The following is a 20349-nucleotide window of genomic DNA, read 5'->3' on the forward strand; positions in this document are numbered from 1 at the left end:
TTAAAAATGAATCACACTACGTATGGATTTACCTTCGTGCATTAAATCAAACGCTTCATTAATTTTTTCAAGCGGCAAGGTGTAGCTAATAAAATCATTCAGCGCAAACTTACCCGCCATGTAATCTTCAACAATGCCTGGTAATTCTGAGCGGCCTTTTACTCCACCAAAAGCCGAGCCACGCCAAACTCTGCCGGTAACCAACTGGAAAGGACGAGTAGTAATTTCTTGCCCAGCACCTGCGACACCAATAATCACCGACTCGCCCCAACCCTTATGGCAGCACTCAAGCGCAGAACGCATCACATCAACATTACCTATGCACTCAAAAGAATAATCGACACCGCCATCGGTCAACTCAACAATTACTTCCTGAATGGGCTTGTCGTAATCCTTGGGGTTAATGCAATCGGTAGCACCCAGTTTTTTAGCCAGCTCAAACTTAGACTCATTAATATCCACAGCAATAATTCGGCTAGCTTTGGCCATCACTGCACCAATAATCGCTGACAAACCAATACCGCCAATACCAAAGATAGCCACGGTTGAACCTTCTTCTACCTTGGCGGTATTTAATACCGCACCCATGCCAGTAGTTACGCCACAACCTAAGAGGCAAATTTCTTCTAAAGGTGCTTCTTTATTCACCTTGGCTAAAGAGATTTCTGGTAAAACCGTGTATTCAGAAAAAGTTGAACAACCCATGTAGTGATAAATAGGCTGACCATCTTTATAAAAACGCGTTGTGCCATCGGGCATTAAACCCTTACCTTGGGTTTCACGGATTTTCTGACACAGGTTAGTTTTGCCCGATAGACAAAACTTACACTCACCACACTCAGGGGTATAAAGCGGAATAACATGATCGCCCACTGCAACACTGGTAACACCCTCGCCAATTGCTTCAACAATACCGCCACCTTCATGCCCTAAAATGGCAGGAAAAACACCTTCGGGGTCTTCACCCGATAAAGTGAAAGCATCAGTATGACAAACACCCGTGGCAATAATTTTCACTAACACTTCGCCAGCTTGTGGCGGCATTACATCCACTTCTTCAATAGAAAGCGGTTGGCCAGGGCCCCAAGCAATCGCGGCACGGGATTTAATCATGGGTTGAGTCATAAATTTCTCCAAAATAAATTAGCAGGCTAGGCCTGAACCTTTTAAGCATAGCTATTACTGTAGAAAGGGTAATAGATAAAATATAAAATAAATTTTGCTGACTGGTAACAATCAAGTGGAAACGATAAGGAAAGGTAAATGAATTGAGAGGGCGTAAATGAATTTGTTGCAGTTTATGGAGGTATTTGAGCACTCTACCCACAAAACCGACTTTTATCACCCAAAGTACGCCTGCTAGTCGACTATTTGAAAAAAGAACTGGATGGTTACAAATAAAAAAGCCCCTGATAAATCAAGGGCTTAAAAGATTTTGTGGCGGAGAAGAAGAGATTCGAACTCTTGATACGTTGCCGTATATCCGCTTTCCAGGCGAACGCCTTCGACCACTCGGCCACTTCTCCGCATACTTAGTTACAAGCCATTAAGCTTGAACCAGTGGCGCGTATAATACTGATAGATAAGACTTATTGCAAGCTTCAGCCCTTACCTAAAGCAACGTAAGTGCCTTCATAACTAAAAGTGGTCACCCCCTCTTGCTCAACCCAAACCTTAAGCTTCAATCTGGCACGGCCTTTTTGGTTAAACTCTTGCAAAAAATCCTCTTTAAAATTGGAATCAACGGCTTCGCAATACATAACAAAATTGTTAGTAATAGGTGCAGTAAAAGCATTACTAGAATCTCTAACAACTACCGGACAGCGCTGTTGAGTTTCATCTAACAAAAGAGTTACAAAACACCAGCCTAGCAGGGTTGCCAAGCCAGCTACACCACCACCAAAGCCTGTACCTTTGTCATTCACTAAAGGTGCTAAAGCTAAATTAAATACTAATTGATCACCTTTCCAGTCTAGGGACTGAATACCCAGATGCTCAACTAGGGGTATTGCTTCTTTTAACCAAGGCAAAAAAGCCTCATTAACTGGCTGCATTTATTTCCACTTCTCTACAAAATCGGTTGTTTTATATTCTGGTAAAGTTTTACGTCGACCGACAGGGCTACCCATATAAATAAAGCCTAACAACTCATCCGCTTGTTGCATTTTTAAGGCTTGTTTTACTTGCGGATCAAAGCACAAAGAACCTGAACGCCACATGGCAGCAAAACCTTCAGCTTCAGCAGCTAAGAGTAAGCCATGCGCTACACAAGCTGCTGAAAGAAGCTGCTCACTTGCTGGCACTTTAGGGTGCGTTTGCATTTTGGCTATCACTGCAATGACTAAAGGAGCACGGTGGGTCATAGTACGTAAGCGGTTTAAATCTTCAATACTAGCACCTGGGTCTTCATGCAGTTTTGCTTGAGCAAATATTTCACCTAGCTCATTTAAACCTTCACCCCGAAACTCAATGAGTCGCCAAGGTGTTAACCTTGCATGGTCTGGTGCTCTTAAAGAAGCTTGATAAATTCGCTGCATCACCTGCCCTTCTGGAGCAGGCTCTATTAGCCTAGGATGGGAGTTTCTACCTAACAACAGCTCCATAGCTTGCATAAATTAACCTCTGAGTTGCAAAATTTAATGACTCGGTGGTTGCTAGTAACTCTATAGAAGCTTAATCTTTATAGAATTTCTACTAACATCAGCACTTTGAGGACAGCTTACCATGGCGTTATCACCCTTGGCAGTCATGTTACTAGCCCAACTAGGATTAGTGATGTTGGCAGTTATTTTTTTTCAGAAGCTACAAAAACGCCGCCTAATCAAAGAGATTGAAAATCTTAAATCACCTAGCCGCCCCTTTTTTGCCAAAGAAAAAGATAACCAAGCTGACGGTTTTGACCAAGCCCAAGTCGAACTGTTAATGAATCGTATTTTTCAAAAGGCTCAACTTATTATTTCTGAAGCACCAGCAGCTAAAGCCCTTTCCTTAGAACAGCAAGAATTATTACACACCCTTGGTGAAACTTTAGGTGTTACTTTAGATTCTTCAAAAGATAAAAACACCATTAATCCAGCATTAAATGAAAATGAAGATATTATTACTCAGCAAGAAATAGACTCTGCGCTAGGCAGAGAGGAAGCATTGGAAGAGTTTGAAATGGATGATTTTGAAGACTTGGAAACCAGTGCTGATGCTACAGAAACAAATGTCGATTTAACCGAAGAGGAATATGAGCTACCCGAAGACAGTGTTCAGGTAGCTCTAGATAACCTAGATGACTTAGATATGGATGACTTTGAAAATGAACTTAATAAAATTGATAGCTAAGCATCTATTGGCGCAGGCCACGTCCTCTCTCTAAAAGCCACAAAGCCAAACTAAACAAAAGAACAATAAACACACAAATAGCTGCCAAGGCTGTCCACTGGTTTATATCGGAAACACCCAAAATACCAAAACGGAAGGTATTAACCATATAAAGCACAGGGTTGAATAAAGAAACCTTCTGCCAAAACTCAGGTAATAACTGAATAGAGTAGAACACCCCACCCAAGTAAGTTAGCGGTGTTAAAATAAATGTTGGAATAATAGAAACATCATCAAAACTACGTGCAAATAGGGCATTAATAAAACCACCCGTTGCAAAGAGTACAGCAGTTAAAAACACCACTGTAATAGTCACAAATAAGTTGTGAACAGTTAGTTCAGTAAAAAATAACGCTAAAATAGTTACTATTAAACCAACCAGCAAGCCACGCGCTACTCCCCCCAAAACAAAACCAGTTAAAATAACCCAGCTAGGTACAGGTGCCACCAGCATTTCTTCTATGGATTTTTGAAACTTACTACTAAAAAAGGATGAAGTAACATTAGAATAACTGTTAGTAATAACAGACATCATAATTAAACCTGGCATAATAAATTGCATATAGTTAAAGCCACCCATTTCACCAATTCGGCTGCCAATTAAGTTACCAAAAATCACAAAATAAAGTGCCATAGTAATAGCAGGGGGTAAAAGTGTTTGCGCCCAAATACGCGTAAAGCGACGCACTTCTTTAATTAAAATGGTAGTAAAAGCAACCCAGTAAATACGAACAGAATTCATCAGACACTCACTTCAGTAGTAATTTTTTCAGCTTTAAAGCCACTTGCAGCCGTTTTATCAACCAGAGAAACAAACAGCTCTTCAAGGCGGTTTGCCTTATTACGTAGACTTAGTACTTCTATTTTATGCTCTAACAAGAGTGCAAAAACCTGGCTAACGCTTTGGCCTTTTTGAATTTCAATTTCTAAGGTAGTGGCATCTTCTAACCGTGTTACAAAGCCTGCCAATTGAGGTGTTTCTTTTAAGGGTTGAACCAAGTCTAATACAAAGGTTTCACTACTAAGCTCACCGAGTAAAGACTTCATACTGGTGTTTTTAATGATTTCACCCTTATCAATAATAGCGATATTTCGACACAGGCTTTCTGCTTCTTCTAAATAGTGAGTTGTTAAAATAATAGTGGTGCCTTGGCGGTTAATTTCCTGCATAAAACTCCACATAGAACGGCGCAGTTCTATATCAACACCGGCAGTTGGCTCATCTAAAATAAGCAGTTTAGGCCGGTGCACTAGCGCTCTTGCAATCATTAAGCGGCGTTTCATACCACCCGATAACATACGCGCTTGGGCATGGCGTTTATCCCACAAGCCTAAATCACGCAATAGCTGTTCAGCGCGTGGACGGGCTTCTTTCTGAGTTAACCCTTGATAACCAGCAGAAGTTAAAACGATGTCTTCAACCTTTTCAAACACACCAAAATTAAATTCTTGAGGCACTACACCAATAAGTTGTTTAGCTTTGGCAAAATCTTCGTCTATATCTACGCCAAAAATACTCACTTTACCGCTGGTTTTGCGAATCAAGGAGCAAACAATACCTAAAGTGGTCGATTTACCCGCACCATTAGGACCAAGCAAAGCAAAAAAATCGCCCTCTTTTACATCTAGGCTAATGCCTTTTAAAGCTTCAAAACCATTGCCATAGGTTTTTTGTAAATTTTGTATCGAAAGTGCTTTCATACTGAATTCTTTTCCTCCGAACTCGCACAGGGTTAATTAGTTGAGATGAAGGGTATTAGTTAGTTTGCTGCTCTGCTAAGCGCTGCTGTTTTAATAGCCGTCTTGCTTGCCACAAACCCCACATAAACAGCAACATAGCCGCCCAAATTAATGCAAAAGTAATTAAACGCTCTGGTGGGTAGTCTTCTTTAAGAATAACCACCGCAGAAATAAACTGCATGGTGGGGTTGATATACATGATAAAGCCGACAACTGATAAATCCAATCGCTGGGCTGCTGCTGCAAAAAGTAACAAGGGTGCAGCTGTCATAATGCCAGAAGCCATTAGTAGCAGGCTTATTTGCCAAGAACTGCCATAACCAACTGGTGCTTGACTAATAAAAGCCCAGCCCAACCAAAGAAAAGCTAAAGGCAGCATCCAGAGGGTTTCTGCGGTTAAGCCATGTAAAGCATCAACAGGGTGTTGTTTACGTACCAAACCATAAAAACCAAAGGTTAAGGCTAAAGAAAGTGGTATCCAAGGCAAGCTACCAAGACTAACCAGCTCCCAAGCCACTGCTATGCCAGCTAACCAGCCCGCTGCAGCCTGCCAAAAATGAAGTTTTTCTTTTAAGAAAATACGCGCCAGTACCAAGCTAACTAAAGGTGTTAAAAAATAGCCTAAGCTGGCTTCCATAACGCGTTGCTGACCAACTGCCCAAATAAAAATAAGCCAGTTGGTGGCAATAAGCAGGGAAGACAAGGCTAGCCAGCTTAAAGCAACCCGCTGTTTAAACAAGGCTAATAAGCCTCTACCTCGCTTGAAAAGCAAGCTTATTAATAGCGTAGCAACTAACGACCAGATGACTCGATGCACCAAAACTTCACTAGCAGTTACCGAGCTAAGCAAACTAAAAAACAGCGGAAAACAACCCCAAATCATATAGGCTGCAAGTGCTAACCCAAGACCCTGCATAATTTTTCTCACTCGGTTCATTAAATAAAACTAATAAGTCATCTAAGCTTCTTGCCTTTTAACTTAGCTGCTTTAAAGTGTAGACGCAGCAGTCTAACAAAAAGGATAATAACATGCTCACGTCCCAACGCATTAGGGTTCTTTTGGCCGGTATTTTTAGTCAAATTTTATGTGTCGGCGTTGCTCGCTTTGCCTACACTCCCTTACTACCCATTATGCAAGAACAAACCTGGATGGGCGATGCCGCCGGAGGTTGGTTAGCGGCTGTTAACTATCTAGGTTACATAAGTGGCGCACTTATTGCCGCTTCTATAAATGATCTCAAGCTTAAAGATACGCTTTACCGTATTGGCTTGATTTTAGCGGTAACAACTACCGCTGCCATGGCCATGACTGAAAACCTTACGCTATGGATGCTACTCCGTTATCTATCAGGTTTAGCGAGTGCTGGCTCTATGCTGATAGCTTCAGGCTTAATTTTAAACTGGCTAATTCGCCACGATCACCGTGGCGAGCTAGGCATTCACTTTGCAGGTATTGGTTTAGGTATTGCTATAGCTGCTTTAGCGGTAGAGCTAATGATGTACCTAAGGCAAGGCTGGGCTGAACAGTGGTTGTGGTTATCCCTGCTAGGCTTAATTTTAGCTATTCCTGCTTGGTCCTGGTTGCCGCGTCCAGAAGTTGGGAACACTACTTCAAGCGGCACAACCCTAGTGGATAACCCACCGACTAACCGCTTTATGTGGTTAATGCTGGCGGCCTATTTTTGTGCTGGCTATGGCTATGTTATTACCGCCACCTTTATTGTGGCTTTTGTAGAACGCCAACCAGAGCTTGTTGGCATGGGTCCTATGGCTTTTGTACTAGTAGGTTTGGCAGCTGCTCCAGCCGTTATGCTGTGGGATATAATTGCTAGGCACACAGGCTACCTTAATGCCTTGTTGCTTACTTTGGTGTTGCAGGTAGGTGGTATTCTCTTACCTGTTGTTTTCCCCACCCTATCCGTAGTTTTCCTTAGTGCCATGTTGTTCGGCGGTACTTTTATTGGTTCGGTTAGCTTGGTTTTAACCATGGCAGGTCGCCTCTATCCAACCAAACCCGCCAAGTTAATGGGTAAAATGACCATTTCTTATGGCTCTGCACAGGTAATTGCACCAGCACTCACAGGTATGCTTGCCGCTAAACTAGGTAATTACGACTTAGGCTTGTGGATAGCCGGTGGATTTGTAGTTGTTGGCCTACTGCTTGTGCTTTGGTTGAAGTTTACTGACCAAACAGCCCAGCAATTAGATGCTTCAGCCAAACTAAGCAACGCAACTAGGTAACCTATTCGCTTCTTGCCTGTAGATAGTTTACTAACTCATCTGCAGGCATAGGCTTAGCAAAATAATAGCCCTGAAACTCATCACATTTTAGCTCTGCTAACATCTGCATTTGCTGTTCTGTTTCTACACCCTCTGCCGTTACCCTTAAACCTAGGCTATGGGCTAACTGAATTATGGCTGTTACTAGGGCGTAATCATCTGTGTCATTTTCCATATCACGCACAAAAGACTGGTCTACCTTTAATTTATCAACTGCAAAGCGTTTTAAGTAAGAGAGGTTAGAATAACCCGTACCAAAGTCATCAATAGACAACTTCACTCCTAAAGCTTTTAGTTGCTGTAGCATTTCAAGTAAATAGTGTTGGTCTTTAAGTAGTAGACTTTCTGTTAGTTCTAAATCTAGGTAATTAGGGTCTAGGCCACTCGTTTTTAATGCATTTTTAACAACAGCTACTAAATTACCTTTGCGGAACTGTATAGCAGAAATATTCACCGACATAACAAAGGGTTCTATACCTAGCTGCTGCATTTTAACGGCCTGTACACAAGCTTGATTAAGCACCCACTCGCCTATAGATATAATTAACCCACTATCTTCTGCTAAAGGAATAAAACGGGCAGGTGAAACAAAACCGAGTTCTGGGTGATTCCAGCGTAACAGAGCTTCAGCACCTATCATTTTAGTACCGGTATAATCGTATTGTGGCTGATAATTAAGGCTTAACTCTTGGTTATCTAAAGCTACCCTCAACTTATTAAGTAGACTAATACGTTCTTGTACCTCTACTTGCATACCCGCTTCAAAAAACTGATAGCTATTACGGCCATCGGCTTTTACTGCGTACATAGCCGAGCTTGCATTGCGAAACAGCGTTTTAAAGTCTTGGCCATCATTGGGATAAACAGAGATACCCACGGACGAGGTGGTAACCAAATCATAAGAGTCAATGTTAACCGGATGAGCTAAATGCTGCTGCAAGTTTTTTACAAAGTCAGCAAGAAAAGTTCTGCTTGGTATATCTTTAACTAATACTAAAAACTCATCACCACTGTACCGACAGAGCAAACCTTCATTGGCAACAAGTAGTTCTAATTTTTTTGCTAACACACAAAGAAACTTATCGCCCATCTCATGGCCAAGCGAGTCGTTAACATCTTTAAAGTGGTCTAGGTCGATATAAACTAAAGCACAATTACAGGTCTTATTCTGGCAATGTTCTAAAAGCTCTTGTGCTTGCTGCATAAAGTAAGTTTTATTAGGCAGCCCTGTCAGTGGGTCGTAGTGAGCCAAATGTTCTATGTGTTCGCGGCTAACTTTTTGCTCGGTAACATCAGTCACTATAGTGCCACTACCCAATAATCGTCCTTCTGGGTCAGTAACTGGAAAGTGAATCATTTCAAAGTGATGCAGTTGATTATTAAACACTTCTTCTTCATTAGATAGAAATGGAAGACCAACTTCTTTTACCCGTCTGACATTTTCTGCCATTCTTTGCGCAAGTTTCTTAGGTAAAACTTCACAAATAGTTTTACCTAAGATACTACTTTTTGTTTTATTAACTAGGTGCTCAAAAGCTGGATTAATTAGGGTGTATTGATTATTAAGGTCTTTAACTGAAATAACAGAGGGGATATTATCTATAAAAGCTGTATTTAGTGCTTGAGATTCACGTAGTTTAGCCGTGCGTTCTGCTACTAGGCTTTCTAGGCGCTGTTCATTCTTTTTTAAATCTAAAAATAGTAGTTCATAAGGCGTTAATAAGCCTGTAACTAAAATAGCCCGATAAATTAAGTAGGTAGATATTAGTAATAAGTGATGACCAAGCTGGTTAGCAAAATCGAAGACCCCTACATATTGAGTAAAAGCAAAACTACTTAAGGCATTACAAAAGATAGAGGCGGCTAATAGCCAGCGCACCTCTTTTTCTAGGTGTTGTTTGTCTTGTAATAGCCACAGCATACTGACCATAAAGACCAGAATCATCACCCATTCGCTGTAGATTTTAAAAGCCGTTAAACCTTCCCCTTCAACAAAAGCATCGGGGAAGTCACCTGTAAAAATGGTGATACAAAAAAGGGAGGTTAAAATTCCAAAAACCAAGAAGTTAAAGCCTATATTAACTTTTTTACCCAAAGATAAAACGGCAATTAATATTGCTAAAGCTTCTAAAAAACGAAAGCTTAACCATAGCTGGGTAGGTATATTAGGGTCTTCAACAGTTAATACGCCCATACCTTTATAGGTTAAGGCATGGAGTAATTCTAAAACTCCAATAAAAGCAGCGCCTAGTGCAAAAATTAGTAGGGCGCTACTTTCAACCCAACGACGTGTATGCCAACCTAAAACAAAAATACTGCCTAAAACCACAACCCTTAATAGCTCGGCTAGGGTATGGTAAAAAAGAAAGTTAAAACTAGCTAAAAGACTTAAAGCTATAAGGGTAACTAGCAGTACACCTGCTTGACGCCAACCAAATAGAAGTTTGCGAATCATGCCCTAGCCTCGGTATTTTTATTTTTGCTCAACGAGTAGCTTACCACCCACACTGGTTAACAGCTCTGCAAAACCTGGAAAAGAAGTATTTACTACCGCGCAGTCTTTAATAAGGATATTACCACTAGCACGCAAACCAGCCACAGCAAAACTCATGGCAATACGGTGGTCGTGGTGGCAAATAATTTCTGCTGAACCAAACACTTCTGCTTGTTCACCTTTACCAATGATTTGAATACCATCATCTAAAACCGTGCATTCCACACCTAAATCTAGCAGACCGTCGGCCATCACTTGAATGCGGTCTGACTCTTTAACCCTTAACTCTTCTGCACCACTTAAAGTGGTTACACCATCGGCACAAGCAGCAGCAATAAATAGCGCTGGAAACTCATCAATGGCTAAAGGCACTTGGTCTTCTGGAATGGCAATGCCTTTTAAGGGTGCATAACGCACACGAATATCGGCTACGGGTTCACCGCCAACTTCTCGCTGGTTAATTAGCTCTAAGTTAGCACCCATTAAACGTAAAATATTAATCACGCCATCACGCGTGGGATTAATGCCAACGTGTTCTAGGGTTAAATCGCTGCCTGGCATAATGGCTGCGGCAACCATAAAAAAGGTCGCTGAAGAAATATCCGCTGGAATATCAATTTCTGTGGCGGTTAGCTTGCCACCACCGGTTAAGCTTGCCGTTGCACCTTCTTGGCGCACTTGATAGCCAAAGCCATTTAACATGCGTTCAGTATGGTCACGTGTTGGTGCTGGTTCGGTTACTTGCGTTTCACCTTCTGCCCACAAACCGGCTAAGAGCAAACAAGACTTAACCTGCGCTGAAGCCATAGGCAAATCGTAGCTGATGCCTTTTAAAGGCTTACCGCCAGTAATTTTTAACGGTGGGCGACCATTTTCTGCAGTGGCAATTTGTGCACCCATTAAACGTAAAGGGTCGGCAACACGATTCATCGGGCGTTTGCTTAAGGAGGCATCGCCAGTTAGTTCGGTGTCAAAGGGTTGTGCAGCTAACAAACCCGCTAACAAGCGCATAGTGGTGCCAGAATTACCTAAATAAAGCGGTCCTTGGGGCTTTTTCAAACCGTTCATACCCACGCCATGAATGGTAACTTGGCCGTTATGCGGGCCTTCAATTAATACGCCCATATCACGGAAAGTTTGCAGTGTAGCCAGCGCATCTTCACCTTCTAAAAAGCCTTTAACCTGGGTAACACCTTCGGCTAAAGAACCAAGCATAATGGAACGGTGTGAAATGGATTTATCGCCCGGCACACGAATTTTGCCTTTAATGGTTTTAGCGCCTGGCTGAGTTATAAAATTAAGTGTTGTTGTTTGCATGGTTTGATAGCCCGTTTCATTCAGCAGAGCGGTAAAATAATCACGTGCCGATTTTGCCTTAGTAAAAGTACTGACAAGTGCTTCAGCATCCTGAGATTCAACAGCCGTTTTTAGCCGTTGCACCCCTTCCAAAAATTCATCCAATGCCTCGAGAGTGGCATCACGATTGGCTAGAAAAATATCCCGCCACATAACAGGGTCGCTGGCGGCGACTCGAGTAAAATCACGAAAACCACCGGCGGCATAACGAAAAATTTCTAAACGCTCATCTTTACGCGCCAGCGTTTCGACTAAAGAAAAAGCTAATAGATGGGGTAAATGGCTAGTACGTGCCAATACCTGATCGTGTTTAATCACGTCCATTTCGATGACTTCAGCACCACAAGCCTGCCAAAGCTGAGTTACCAAGGCTAGCGCTTCTGGGTCGTTATTAGCAGTCGGTGTTAAAATAACTTTGCGGCCTGCAAATAAATCAACCTGCGAGGCAAGTACACCGCTTTTTTCAGCGCCTGCGATAGGGTGGCCTAAAATTAAGCGAGGTGGCAATTTGTTAAAAACTTTTTTGGCGGCTTCAAGCACTACCGCTTTGGCTGAACCTACGTCAGTCACTACAGCAGTGGGTTTTAGATGGGGTTTTAAAGCCGTTAGCACAGGTTCCATAGCTAAAACTGGCACGGCTAACAGAATAAAATCAGCATCAGGCACTAACTCTGCTAAAGAGGCGCTGACTTGATCAACTACACCTAACGAAATAGCGCCTTGGCGTTCTTCATAAGCTAGATCGACACCCAAATAGGTATTGGCAAAACCAGCACGTCTAGCGGCTAGGGCAACCGATCCGCCGATTAACCCTAGTCCAACAATTAGCAGCTTATTAACGGCTTGGTTAGCTTCTAGCACGAATTAAATTACCTTACGCAGTGCATCAATAAAGCGTTGGTTTTCTTCAGGCAAGCCAATACTTACACGCAGATGTTCATTCATGCGGTAAGGACGTAGCGGGCGCACAATAATGCCTTCTTTTAACAAAGCATTATTCACCGCTTCAGCATCACCTACTTCGACACAAATAAAATTGCCCACTGATGGAATATAAGACAGACCTAGCTCACGAAAAGCGGTTTCTAACTGCAACATACCGGCTTGGTTAGTCACAATTGATTGCTGTAAATATTCATCATCATGTAATGCAGCTAAAGACGCTTCAAGAGCTAGGGAATTAACATTAAACGGCTGGCGAATACGGTTGAGGGTTTCAGCAATGGCAACCGAAGAAACACTGTAACCCACACGTAAAGCAGCCAAACCATAGGCTTTAGAAAAAGTACGGCAAACAACAATGTTAGCAAAGTCGTTCAACAGCTTTAAGGTATCAGGGTAGGCTTGCTCATCCACGTATTCAGAATAGGCTTCATCTAAAACCACCAGTACGTTTTCTGGTACACGCTGCATAAATTCACGCAGTTCTTTTTCTGCTAACCAAGTACCCGTTGGGTTATTAGGGTTGGCGATAAAGACTAGACTGGTGTTTTCATCAATGGCTGCTGCCATAGCAGGCAAGTCGTGCCCCCAGTTTTTAGCCGGAACCACTTTATGCTCAGCGCCCATGGCTTGGGTAGTAATAGGGTAAACGGCAAAGCTATATTCACTGTAAACAGCATTGCGCCCCGGTGCTAACCAGCAGCGACCAATTAAATCTAACAAGTCATTAGAGCCATTACCCAAGGTAATTTGGCGAGTGCTTAGATCAAACTTTTTAGCCAAAGCAGCTTTTAAACGGTAGCCACTGCCATCGGGGTAACGGGTTAACTCTGCTAATTCTTGCTGAATCGCCGCTAAGGCTTTTGGGCTAGGGCCCTGCGGGTTTTCGTTACTGGCAAGTTTAACTATGCTGTTGGGGTCTAGGTTTAACTCTCGGGCTACTTCATCAACCGGCTTACCTGGCTGATAAGGCATAAGACCTTGCACACCTGCATTGGCTAGTTTAAAAAAATCGCAGCTCATTACTTTGTCTCTTTTAAGTCGATAATAGGTGTTTTATAAAACGCCTTTAGGGTAAGAACCAAGTACTTTCATATCAGCGGCTCCTTCGGCAATTTCTTTTAATACAGGCTGAACCCTTGGCTCATCAATATGCCCATCAAAGTCGATAAAGAACACATAATTCCAAGCTCCTGAGCGGCTAGGACGACTTTCGACTCGTGTCATATCTATATTATAGGTATTAAATGGCTCTAGAATTTGGTGCAGCGCACCCGGCTGATTACGCATAGAAACCATGAGTGAGGTTTTATCATCGCCAGAAGCGGGTACTTTTTCACGGCCAATAATTAAAAAGCGTGTTGAATTATCAGGCGTATCTTCAATGTTTTCGGCAAGGCGTTTTAAGCCATACAACTCTGCTGCCATATCACCAGCAATCGCTGCCGAATGCCATTCACTTTTTACTTTGCGAGCGGCTTCAGCATTGGAAGGCATCGCTACCCGCTCAATACCTGGGTAATGGGCATCGAGCCATTTGCGGCATTGGGCTAAAGATGAGGTGTGCGAATAGATAGTCGAGATTTTATCGGGGCGGGTATTTTCGCCTAACAATAAATGCTGGTGAATACGCAGCACCACTTCGCCACTAATTTGTAAGCCAGAATCCATAAAGCTATCAAGCGTGTGGCTAATCACCCCTTCAGTGGAGTTTTCAATCGGCACTACACCGTAATCAACAGCACCCGCTTCCACTTCACGAAACACTTCATCAATGGCAGCAAAGGGCACACATATTGCTGAATGACCAAAATGCTTGATAGTTGCTTGCTGAGTAAAGGTACCTTCTGGCCCTAAATAAGCCACTTTTAAGGGACGCTCTAAAGCCAAACAAGCTGACATGATTTCACGGAACAAACGGGCAATTTCTTCATTCGACAAAGGCCCTTGGTTGCGTTCCATGACCGCACGTAAAACTTGCGCTTCACGTTCGGGGCGATAAAAAACTGCATCTTTACCATCTTCTGCCACTTTAACTTGGGCAACCTGTTGTGCGCACTTGGCACGTTGGTTAATTAACTGATGGAGCTGTTGGTCTATCGCATCAATTTCTTTTCTAACTTCCGCCAAATCTGGCAGTGATTTATCCTGAGTCATTCAGGCTTAACCTCTATTTTTAGCAAAGTCATTCATAAATTCGATAAGCGCATCCACCGCTGCTTCGGGCACGGCATTATAAATACTGGCACGCATACCACCCACACTGCGGTGACCAGCAAGGTTTAATAAGCCCGCTTTATCGGCTTCTTCTAAGAAAAGCTTATCTAAACTAGGGTCGGCTAAACGAAAAGGTACGTTCATAATGGAACGGTTTTCTAAGGCATTAGGGTTGCTGTAAAAATCGTTACCATCTATAGCAGCATAAAGCTTGGCGGCTTTACGGCGGTTAATGGTGGCCATATTTTCCAAGCCACCTACTTCTGTTTTTAACCAATCAAAGACCAAGCCCGACAAGTACCAAGCAAAGGTGGGCGGCGTGTTGTACATAGAGGCATTTTCAGCACACACCTTATAATTAAACATGGTGGGTATTTCAGCTTTGGCTTGGTCGAGCAAATCATCACGCACTATCACTAGTGTTAAACCGGCAGGACCAATGTTCTTTTGAGCGCCAGCATAAATAAGCCCAAACTGGCTGACATCCATAGGCGTGCTAAGAATATCCGATGACATATCGCACACTAGCGGCACATCAGTCGTTGGCACGTAATCGAACTCTAAACCGCCGATAGTTTCGTTGCTGGTGTAGTGCAAATAAGCAGCATCTTGGCTGGTTTGAATTTCAAACTGACGCGGCACACGGCTTAAACCATCTACCCTGCTACTGCTAGCCGCTAGGTGAATGGGCAAATAACGCTTGCCTTCTTGGATGGCTTTTTCGCCCCAAATACCGGTATTAATGTAGTTAGCTGTACCGCCTTTACCACCTAGATTTAAAGGCACCATAGCAAACTGGCTAGAAGCACCGCCCTGCATAAATAACACTTTATAGTTAGCAGGAATGTTTAGCAGATCACGCAGATCAGCTTCGGCTTTTTCGGCAATGCTTACAAACTCATCGCTGCGGTGGCTCATTTCCATGACTGACAGGCCCTTGCCCTGCCAATCGAGCATTTCGTCACGGGCTTTTTGTAATACTGCTTCAGGTAAGGCCGCTGGCCCAGCACAAAAATTGAATTTACGGCTCATCAGATTGCACTCTCAGTCTAAAATCTTGTGTAAAACACCTAAATTAATTGGCTGTAATGATACAGTAAAATACACCTTGTCGCTGCTAGGCGTTAATAGAAGAGCTAACTACCTTCTAAAATCAATAGCTGATCTGCCAAGGCATCGGCATCGGCTTGCCTGTGGGTTACAAGAAGCGCCACCCGACCGGAGTTTTTTATTTCATCTTGCAGCCACTTGCCTGCCACTTGGCGCAAACCATCATCGAGCGCACTAAAAGGTTCATCTAATAACACCACGGGCATCGGCCTAAGCACACTGCGAATTAAAGCTAAACGCTGTTGTTGCCCGCCCGAAAGCTTGCTAGGTAAACGCTTTAACAAGGGGGTAACTTCTAATAAATCACAAGCTTTAAGTACCTGCTGCCACTCTGCTTGGCTGGGTTTTCCTTTAGCAAAACCCAGTTTTAAATTGGTTTCTATACTGAGGTGTTCAAAAAAATTCTGCTGTTGAAATAAATAAGACACGGGGCGCTCTTCTGGCGGCAAGTCCTGAATAGCCTGCCCCTTAACCAAAATACTGCCTGATGCAACGGGTAAAAAACCAGCAATTGCATTCAACAGGGTACTTTTACCACTACCACTACCACCCATAATCACCACCAGCTCACCCGCTTCCACCTGCAAATGGTGCTGCCAAGTTTGCTCGCCTAGCTTTAATTCAAGGTGATTAATTTTTAGCATTTAACTTCACTCTGAACTTCTCCTAAATTCTCAACCTAAGATTATGAGCCACTTCAGCAATCAAGAGTTTTGGAACCTGAACATCAGCTGCAAGTTTTTCCCAGCTAGCTACTTTTTCGATAGTTTCGTCAATAACACTATTAATAAAGTTCCGATTGAAAAGCGAACTCATCCTTTCTAGTGAATAAAAATCTTCGCGCACAAAATCATCGCGTTTACCGTTCAGGCTCATCCAGTGGCTATTTACCCACTTGCTACCAGGTTTATAGCTGTAAGCTAAATCATAAGCAGGTGCTAAAACCCACTTGTTTTCTTGCAACATAAAGCCAAAGTTTTTTGCATGGTCATCATGGTTGCGAGCCACAATATTGAATACCATACGCCGAAATAGCTGTTCAGCATCAACAGCAGATAATTTTAGCTTTCTCAACACACTAAACAGCTCAGCGTAAGAAAAAGAACCTGGTTTTTTGTAATCAACATGTGCAAGACCATTTAACGTTTGCACATGAACTTTCTCATTACCCGTACGATCAAAACGCTGAGTAACAAAGTGTCTGCGGTGACCTTCAGGCAGTAAATGGCAGGGCATCATGTCGATACCACAGTCTTTAGCCATCAAATAATAGACAAACTCCATCGCACCAAAACCAAGTGGATCACCAAAAGTTTCTTGGTTTTTATTCTGCTCACTAACACCATCAAACTTCATTAAATAATGTGTAAAGCCTTCAGGTGCGGCTGCTTGTCCAGAACGAGCCTGAGTGAAGTCAGTATTAAATGCCAGCACCGCTTTTGGTCTTGCTCCGCCTGCGCTCATGCCTACAGATAGCAGTGAAAGCATTGCTTCTCGGTCATCTTGATTGTTTTTATTAAGTTCTACAGAAAAATCACTACGGGTATTTAAAATGTCTTGGGCAATTAAAACTAAGGAATTAACTTCCACTTGCTGTGACGCATTAAGACTTTGAATCTGCGTAGCTGGTACATATTCAAGCGCGCCCATACCACGCGTTCCGGTGTATTGTAGACGTTGCAAAGGCGTAATATCATTTGGCGATTTACCACGCATTGCCACCCAAGCATTCAGCACGGCATTACCAAAATCATCCGGCAGGGAATCGGCAATCAAACCAGGCAGGCCTTTAAAGGTATTAAAGTCTAATTCAGGAAAGCTATAAATACGCTGTGCTAAAGGCATTTTTAATGGCGATAATTCAATACCTGTTTTAATAAAGCTTGGCTCATACTCAAAAGCACCTAAGCCTGTCTGGGTATCGAAGCTGACAGCACCCACATCCTGCTGCTTAAAACGCACCTTGATAACTTCCATTACCATTCAGACTTATCCTCTTCATCAGATTTTTTTTGACCTGAAGCACGTTGCCGCTGACGACCTTGCAACCGAGCAAGCTGGATAGGAGATATTTGCTGTTTAGGTAGAAAAAGTTCTAAATGACTGGTTAAATTTAATGCCGCTAAAATAGCCACAAACACCTCAAGATGGGCTTTGCCTTTTTCTGCATTCATCACCAACCTACGATTTATGCCTACAGATTCAGCTACTTCAGCCTGAGTCATATTTTGATTCAACCGCGCTTGCTTTAAGCGCTCGCCTAGCTCTTCTGTAATTGCAGACACCGACATTCCTGAGAGGCTCATAAGGTACCTTTAAACACACTTAATGACTCAATTTAACTATTTAAGTACAGAATATAGCACCTTATACAGACCGTCAAAGAGCTTATGTGAACTAGGTGTAAAATTGGTGTGAAACGAAACTTTCAGATTTTTGCGCTAAACTTAGATTAACTCACTTCTTTATAGCTAGTTTGCTCAAGTAGCCTAACAAGAATATAGTGCGTTATATTGTACTTAATTTTGTACAAATAATCATGCGAGGTTTACCATGAAAACCAATTTAATTTTAGCGGAAAAGTCAGTTAGCATTTCTGCGTTACGTAACAACCCAGCACAATACTTTGGAAATGAGCCAGTGGCGGTACTGAATCATAATAAACCAGCTGGCTACCTAGTGGGTGCAGCTTTATTTGAAGAGATGGTTAAAATGCTTAGTGCCTTGGAAGAGTCCCAAGCGGTTATAGGTCGCTTCCAGCCTAGGGGAGCAGACCTTGCTGAACTTTGCAAAAAGGGAGCAGATTTAATGCTAGAAGCAACCCAAGAAGAAATGAAACACTTTGCTGAATCGTGAAAAACACATAAACAGGTGAGGCTTTAAGGTTTTTTTACACTAAACTTAAATTAACTTTTGGTGAGGTAAAATTATGCAAACACTACTCTTAAGAGCAAATGAACAAGTCATTCAAAAGCTTATGTCAAGTATTAACAAACTGGCAAAAGAAGGTAATGATATCGAAATACTAGACAACCTAGTCTACGAAAAAGAAAAAAAACTAGTAGCAATTGCCTTAGAACAAGTTGAAAAAGGAGAAGTTTTTTCTCATGAAGAAGTATGGAAGGAGCTTCTACAAGCTTATTAAGCTTAATGAAAGCAAGCTACTAGAAAACCCTAGTAGTGAATAAAAGTTTTTTGAGCTGCTTAACAAAAATCTTGCTCCACCTCACTTCCTTTCCAGCAGCATTAAACCTATAAAAGCCAATCCTAATAACCATAAAGAAGCCAAAGCCGCTGCGGCTAGTTGATAACTGCCAGCTAGCTCGTAAATTAACCAAGGCAGGGTGGTGTAGTCTGGCTGTCCAAAAATCCCAAAAATAGCAAAGTCGCCTAGGGTTAATACCAAAGCAATGGCTGCGACTCTTTGCAAGGCGGGTTTTAAGTAAGGCAAGACAACGCGCCACCAATAAACACCTAAGGGCAAGGCTAAGCTGGCGGCTAATCGCTGGTAACTGGCTTGGTAGGTAAACACCGCAGGTTTAAGTTGCGAAAATGCAAAGGGCAAAGCTATTAAAGCATTCAGCCAAATAATCGCTAGCCAACCCCAGTCCATCCAGTTAATTAGCGGCATAAAGAAAATATACAAACCCACACTTAATACCATGCCGGGGATAATTAAATGGTGCAGTGCTGCTACAGGCACTAGGCGAGTTAACCCGCTTATTTTTTGTTGTGTTCCTACTTGCTGCTGATTGCTAGCCACCCAAGTTAACTGCAACGACATAAGCACCGCTAACAGGCTGGCAGTTAAAGCAAAAACCAACGACCAACCACTGGCTTTAAATAGCTTTAACCAAGGCAAACCAGCTAAGCCCTGACTAATTGCCGTCGGTAATAAACCTAATACTGGCAGGGTTAAATAAAGTGCTATCAATAAATAACTGATTCGACCCAACCAACAACTTGTTGTGCTTAACTCAGGTCGCCAAGTTTGACCAGCCGTTGCCGGTGCTAACCATTCTAACTTTCCCCAACGGCTAAACAGCCAAAAGCAACTACCCGCCACTAAGAGCTGAGTGACGGCTAAAAAAAGCGCTTCGGAGGGATTAAAGTTATATTTTAAGGCCTGAAAAATAGCCACTTCCAAAGTAGTTGCCGCAGGGCCACCACCTAAAGCTAAAACTACCGCAAAGCTGTTAAAACATAATAAAAAAATAAAACCTAATAAGGCAGGTAACACACTACGCAGGGCTGGCCATTCCACTAATAAAAATCGCTGCCAGCCTGTTAGATGTAACTGGGCGGCCATTTTCCAAACACTAGAAGGAATGCTGCCCCACTGAGACGTTAACACGCGAATCGCCAAGGGCAGGTTTAAAAATACGTGCGCCAGCAAAATACCGGTTAAACCATACAGCGACCAGCTCTCACCAAACACCCGATTCAAAAAAGGGGTTAGCCAGCCAGTAAAACCAAACATGACTACCAAGCCAGTAATTAAAATGAGGCTAGGCATCACAAAGCACAACAAACACCAGCGTAAAAAAGCGGCTTTGGCTGGTAGCTGTGCATCCATCACCAAAGCCCTAGCTAAAGGCAAAGCTAAGACCACCGAAAGCAAGCTGCTTAATACGGCTTGCCAAAGGGTGAATTTTAAAACCTGCCAAAACCAAGGGTCTTGCCATAGCTGAACTTCAGGCGCAGTTTGCCAGCCCGTTAGCGCCAGCAAAGCCAAACCACTACTGCCTAATAAAAGTGCCAGCAGCAGCCCTAAAGCTAAATAGCTTAAACTTTGACGACTTAAAGCCGCAGGTTTTAAAAATACAGTTTTCAAAGAAACT

At 42.7% G+C, this 20349-nt stretch carries 19 protein-coding genes and 1 tRNA gene; 4 read left to right on the forward strand and 16 right to left on the reverse strand.

The window, feature by feature from the left end:
• The 4 genes from H571_RS0101405 to H571_RS0101420 all read right to left on the reverse strand — a co-directional run bounded on the left by H571_RS0101405 (position 1) and on the right by H571_RS0101420 (position 2612).
• On the reverse strand, positions 1-1125 hold the full coding sequence (locus tag H571_RS0101405; protein WP_027847738.1) for an S-(hydroxymethyl)glutathione dehydrogenase/class III alcohol dehydrogenase: 1125 nt from the start codon (positions 1123-1125) through the stop codon (positions 1-3).
• Between the two features lie 313 nt (positions 1126-1438).
• Positions 1439-1526, reverse strand: a tRNA-Ser gene (locus H571_RS0101410).
• A 75-nt stretch (positions 1527-1601) separates the two neighbouring features.
• Entirely contained in the window at positions 1602-2054 is a 453-nt protein-coding gene (locus H571_RS0101415) for a YiiD C-terminal domain-containing protein (protein WP_027847739.1), read from the reverse strand.
• Positions 2055-2612, reverse strand: coding sequence for a nitroreductase family protein (locus H571_RS0101420; RefSeq protein WP_027847740.1), 558 nt, complete (start codon positions 2610-2612; stop codon positions 2055-2057).
• A 112-nt stretch (positions 2613-2724) separates the two neighbouring features.
• On the opposite strand from H571_RS0101420, the gene H571_RS0101425 reads away from it, so the two are divergent.
• On the forward strand, positions 2725-3330 hold the full coding sequence (locus H571_RS0101425) for a hypothetical protein (protein WP_027847741.1): 606 nt from the start codon (positions 2725-2727) through the stop codon (positions 3328-3330).
• 4 nt (positions 3331-3334) lie between these two features.
• Here H571_RS0101425 and H571_RS0101430 read toward each other — a convergent pair whose 3' ends face one another.
• Genes H571_RS0101430 through rarD form a run of 3 tightly spaced genes read right to left on the reverse strand, consistent with a single transcriptional unit; the run spans position 3335 to position 6046 of the window.
• Complete coding sequence (locus H571_RS0101430) at positions 3335-4111, reverse strand: ABC transporter permease (RefSeq protein ID WP_027847742.1); 777 nt, start codon at positions 4109-4111, stop codon at positions 3335-3337.
• On the reverse strand, positions 4111-5070 hold the full coding sequence (locus tag H571_RS0101435; protein ID WP_027847743.1) for an ABC transporter ATP-binding protein: 960 nt from the start codon (positions 5068-5070) through the stop codon (positions 4111-4113). Before H571_RS0101435 ends, H571_RS0101430 begins: the two co-directional genes overlap by 1 nt.
• Positions 5071-5125: 55 nt before the next feature.
• Positions 5126-6046, reverse strand: a complete 921-nt coding sequence (gene rarD, locus H571_RS0101440) for an EamA family transporter RarD (protein ID WP_245562302.1) — start codon at positions 6044-6046, stop codon at positions 5126-5128.
• Between the two features lie 92 nt (positions 6047-6138).
• Between rarD and H571_RS0101445 the strand changes: the two genes are divergently transcribed.
• Positions 6139-7350 (forward strand): YbfB/YjiJ family MFS transporter, encoded by a 1212-nt coding sequence (locus H571_RS0101445; RefSeq protein WP_027847745.1) that lies wholly within the window; start codon positions 6139-6141, stop codon positions 7348-7350.
• A 1-nt stretch (position 7351) separates the two neighbouring features.
• Here the strand turns inward: H571_RS0101445 and H571_RS15390 are convergent, their stop codons facing one another.
• From H571_RS15390 to H571_RS0101485, 8 genes are all read right to left on the reverse strand, one after another.
• A complete protein-coding gene (locus H571_RS15390) occupies positions 7352-9844 on the reverse strand; it encodes a bifunctional diguanylate cyclase/phosphodiesterase (protein WP_051168057.1) in 2493 nt (830 codons plus the stop codon).
• A gap of 18 nt (positions 9845-9862) precedes the next feature.
• Positions 9863-12100, reverse strand: a complete 2238-nt coding sequence (locus H571_RS0101455; protein WP_027847746.1) for a bifunctional prephenate dehydrogenase/3-phosphoshikimate 1-carboxyvinyltransferase — start codon at positions 12098-12100, stop codon at positions 9863-9865.
• 3 nt (positions 12101-12103) lie between these two features.
• Positions 12104-13204 carry a histidinol-phosphate transaminase gene (gene hisC / locus H571_RS0101460; protein WP_027847747.1) on the reverse strand — a complete coding sequence of 367 codons (1101 nt, stop codon included), beginning with the start codon at positions 13202-13204 and terminating at the stop codon, positions 12104-12106.
• 33 nt (positions 13205-13237) lie between these two features.
• Positions 13238-14338 carry a prephenate dehydratase gene (gene pheA / locus H571_RS0101465; protein WP_027847748.1) on the reverse strand — a complete coding sequence of 367 codons (1101 nt, stop codon included), beginning with the start codon at positions 14336-14338 and terminating at the stop codon, positions 13238-13240.
• A gap of 6 nt (positions 14339-14344) precedes the next feature.
• Entirely contained in the window at positions 14345-15430 is a 1086-nt protein-coding gene (gene serC, locus H571_RS0101470) for a 3-phosphoserine/phosphohydroxythreonine transaminase (RefSeq protein WP_027847749.1), read from the reverse strand.
• A 104-nt stretch (positions 15431-15534) separates the two neighbouring features.
• Positions 15535-16152: an ATP-binding cassette domain-containing protein gene (locus tag H571_RS0101475; protein WP_027847750.1), complete on the reverse strand. Its 618-nt coding sequence runs from the start codon at positions 16150-16152 to the stop codon at positions 15535-15537.
• 22 nt (positions 16153-16174) lie between these two features.
• Entirely contained in the window at positions 16175-17491 is a 1317-nt protein-coding gene (locus H571_RS0101480; RefSeq protein ID WP_027847751.1) for a type II toxin-antitoxin system HipA family toxin, read from the reverse strand.
• Positions 17485-17799, reverse strand: a complete 315-nt coding sequence (locus H571_RS0101485; protein WP_245562307.1) for a helix-turn-helix transcriptional regulator — start codon at positions 17797-17799, stop codon at positions 17485-17487. Before H571_RS0101485 ends, H571_RS0101480 begins: the two co-directional genes overlap by 7 nt.
• Before the next feature lie 262 nt (positions 17800-18061).
• Between H571_RS0101485 and yafN the strand changes: the two genes are divergently transcribed.
• Positions 18062-18364, forward strand: coding sequence for a type I toxin-antitoxin system antitoxin YafN (gene yafN, locus H571_RS0101490; RefSeq protein ID WP_027847753.1), 303 nt, complete (start codon positions 18062-18064; stop codon positions 18362-18364).
• Positions 18365-18437: 73 nt separating this feature from the next.
• On the forward strand, positions 18438-18653 hold the full coding sequence (locus H571_RS0101495; RefSeq protein WP_027847754.1) for a hypothetical protein: 216 nt from the start codon (positions 18438-18440) through the stop codon (positions 18651-18653).
• An 81-nt stretch (positions 18654-18734) separates the two neighbouring features.
• Here the strand turns inward: H571_RS0101495 and H571_RS0101500 are convergent, their stop codons facing one another.
• Positions 18735-20342 (reverse strand): ABC transporter permease family protein, encoded by a 1608-nt coding sequence (locus H571_RS0101500; protein WP_169445754.1) that lies wholly within the window; start codon positions 20340-20342, stop codon positions 18735-18737.
• Positions 20343-20349: the final 7 nt, after the last annotated feature.

Origin of the sequence: Marinospirillum minutulum DSM 6287, from assembly GCF_000422325.1 — a bacterium.
Taxonomy (GTDB): Bacteria; Pseudomonadota; Gammaproteobacteria; order Pseudomonadales; family Halomonadaceae; genus Marinospirillum; species Marinospirillum minutulum.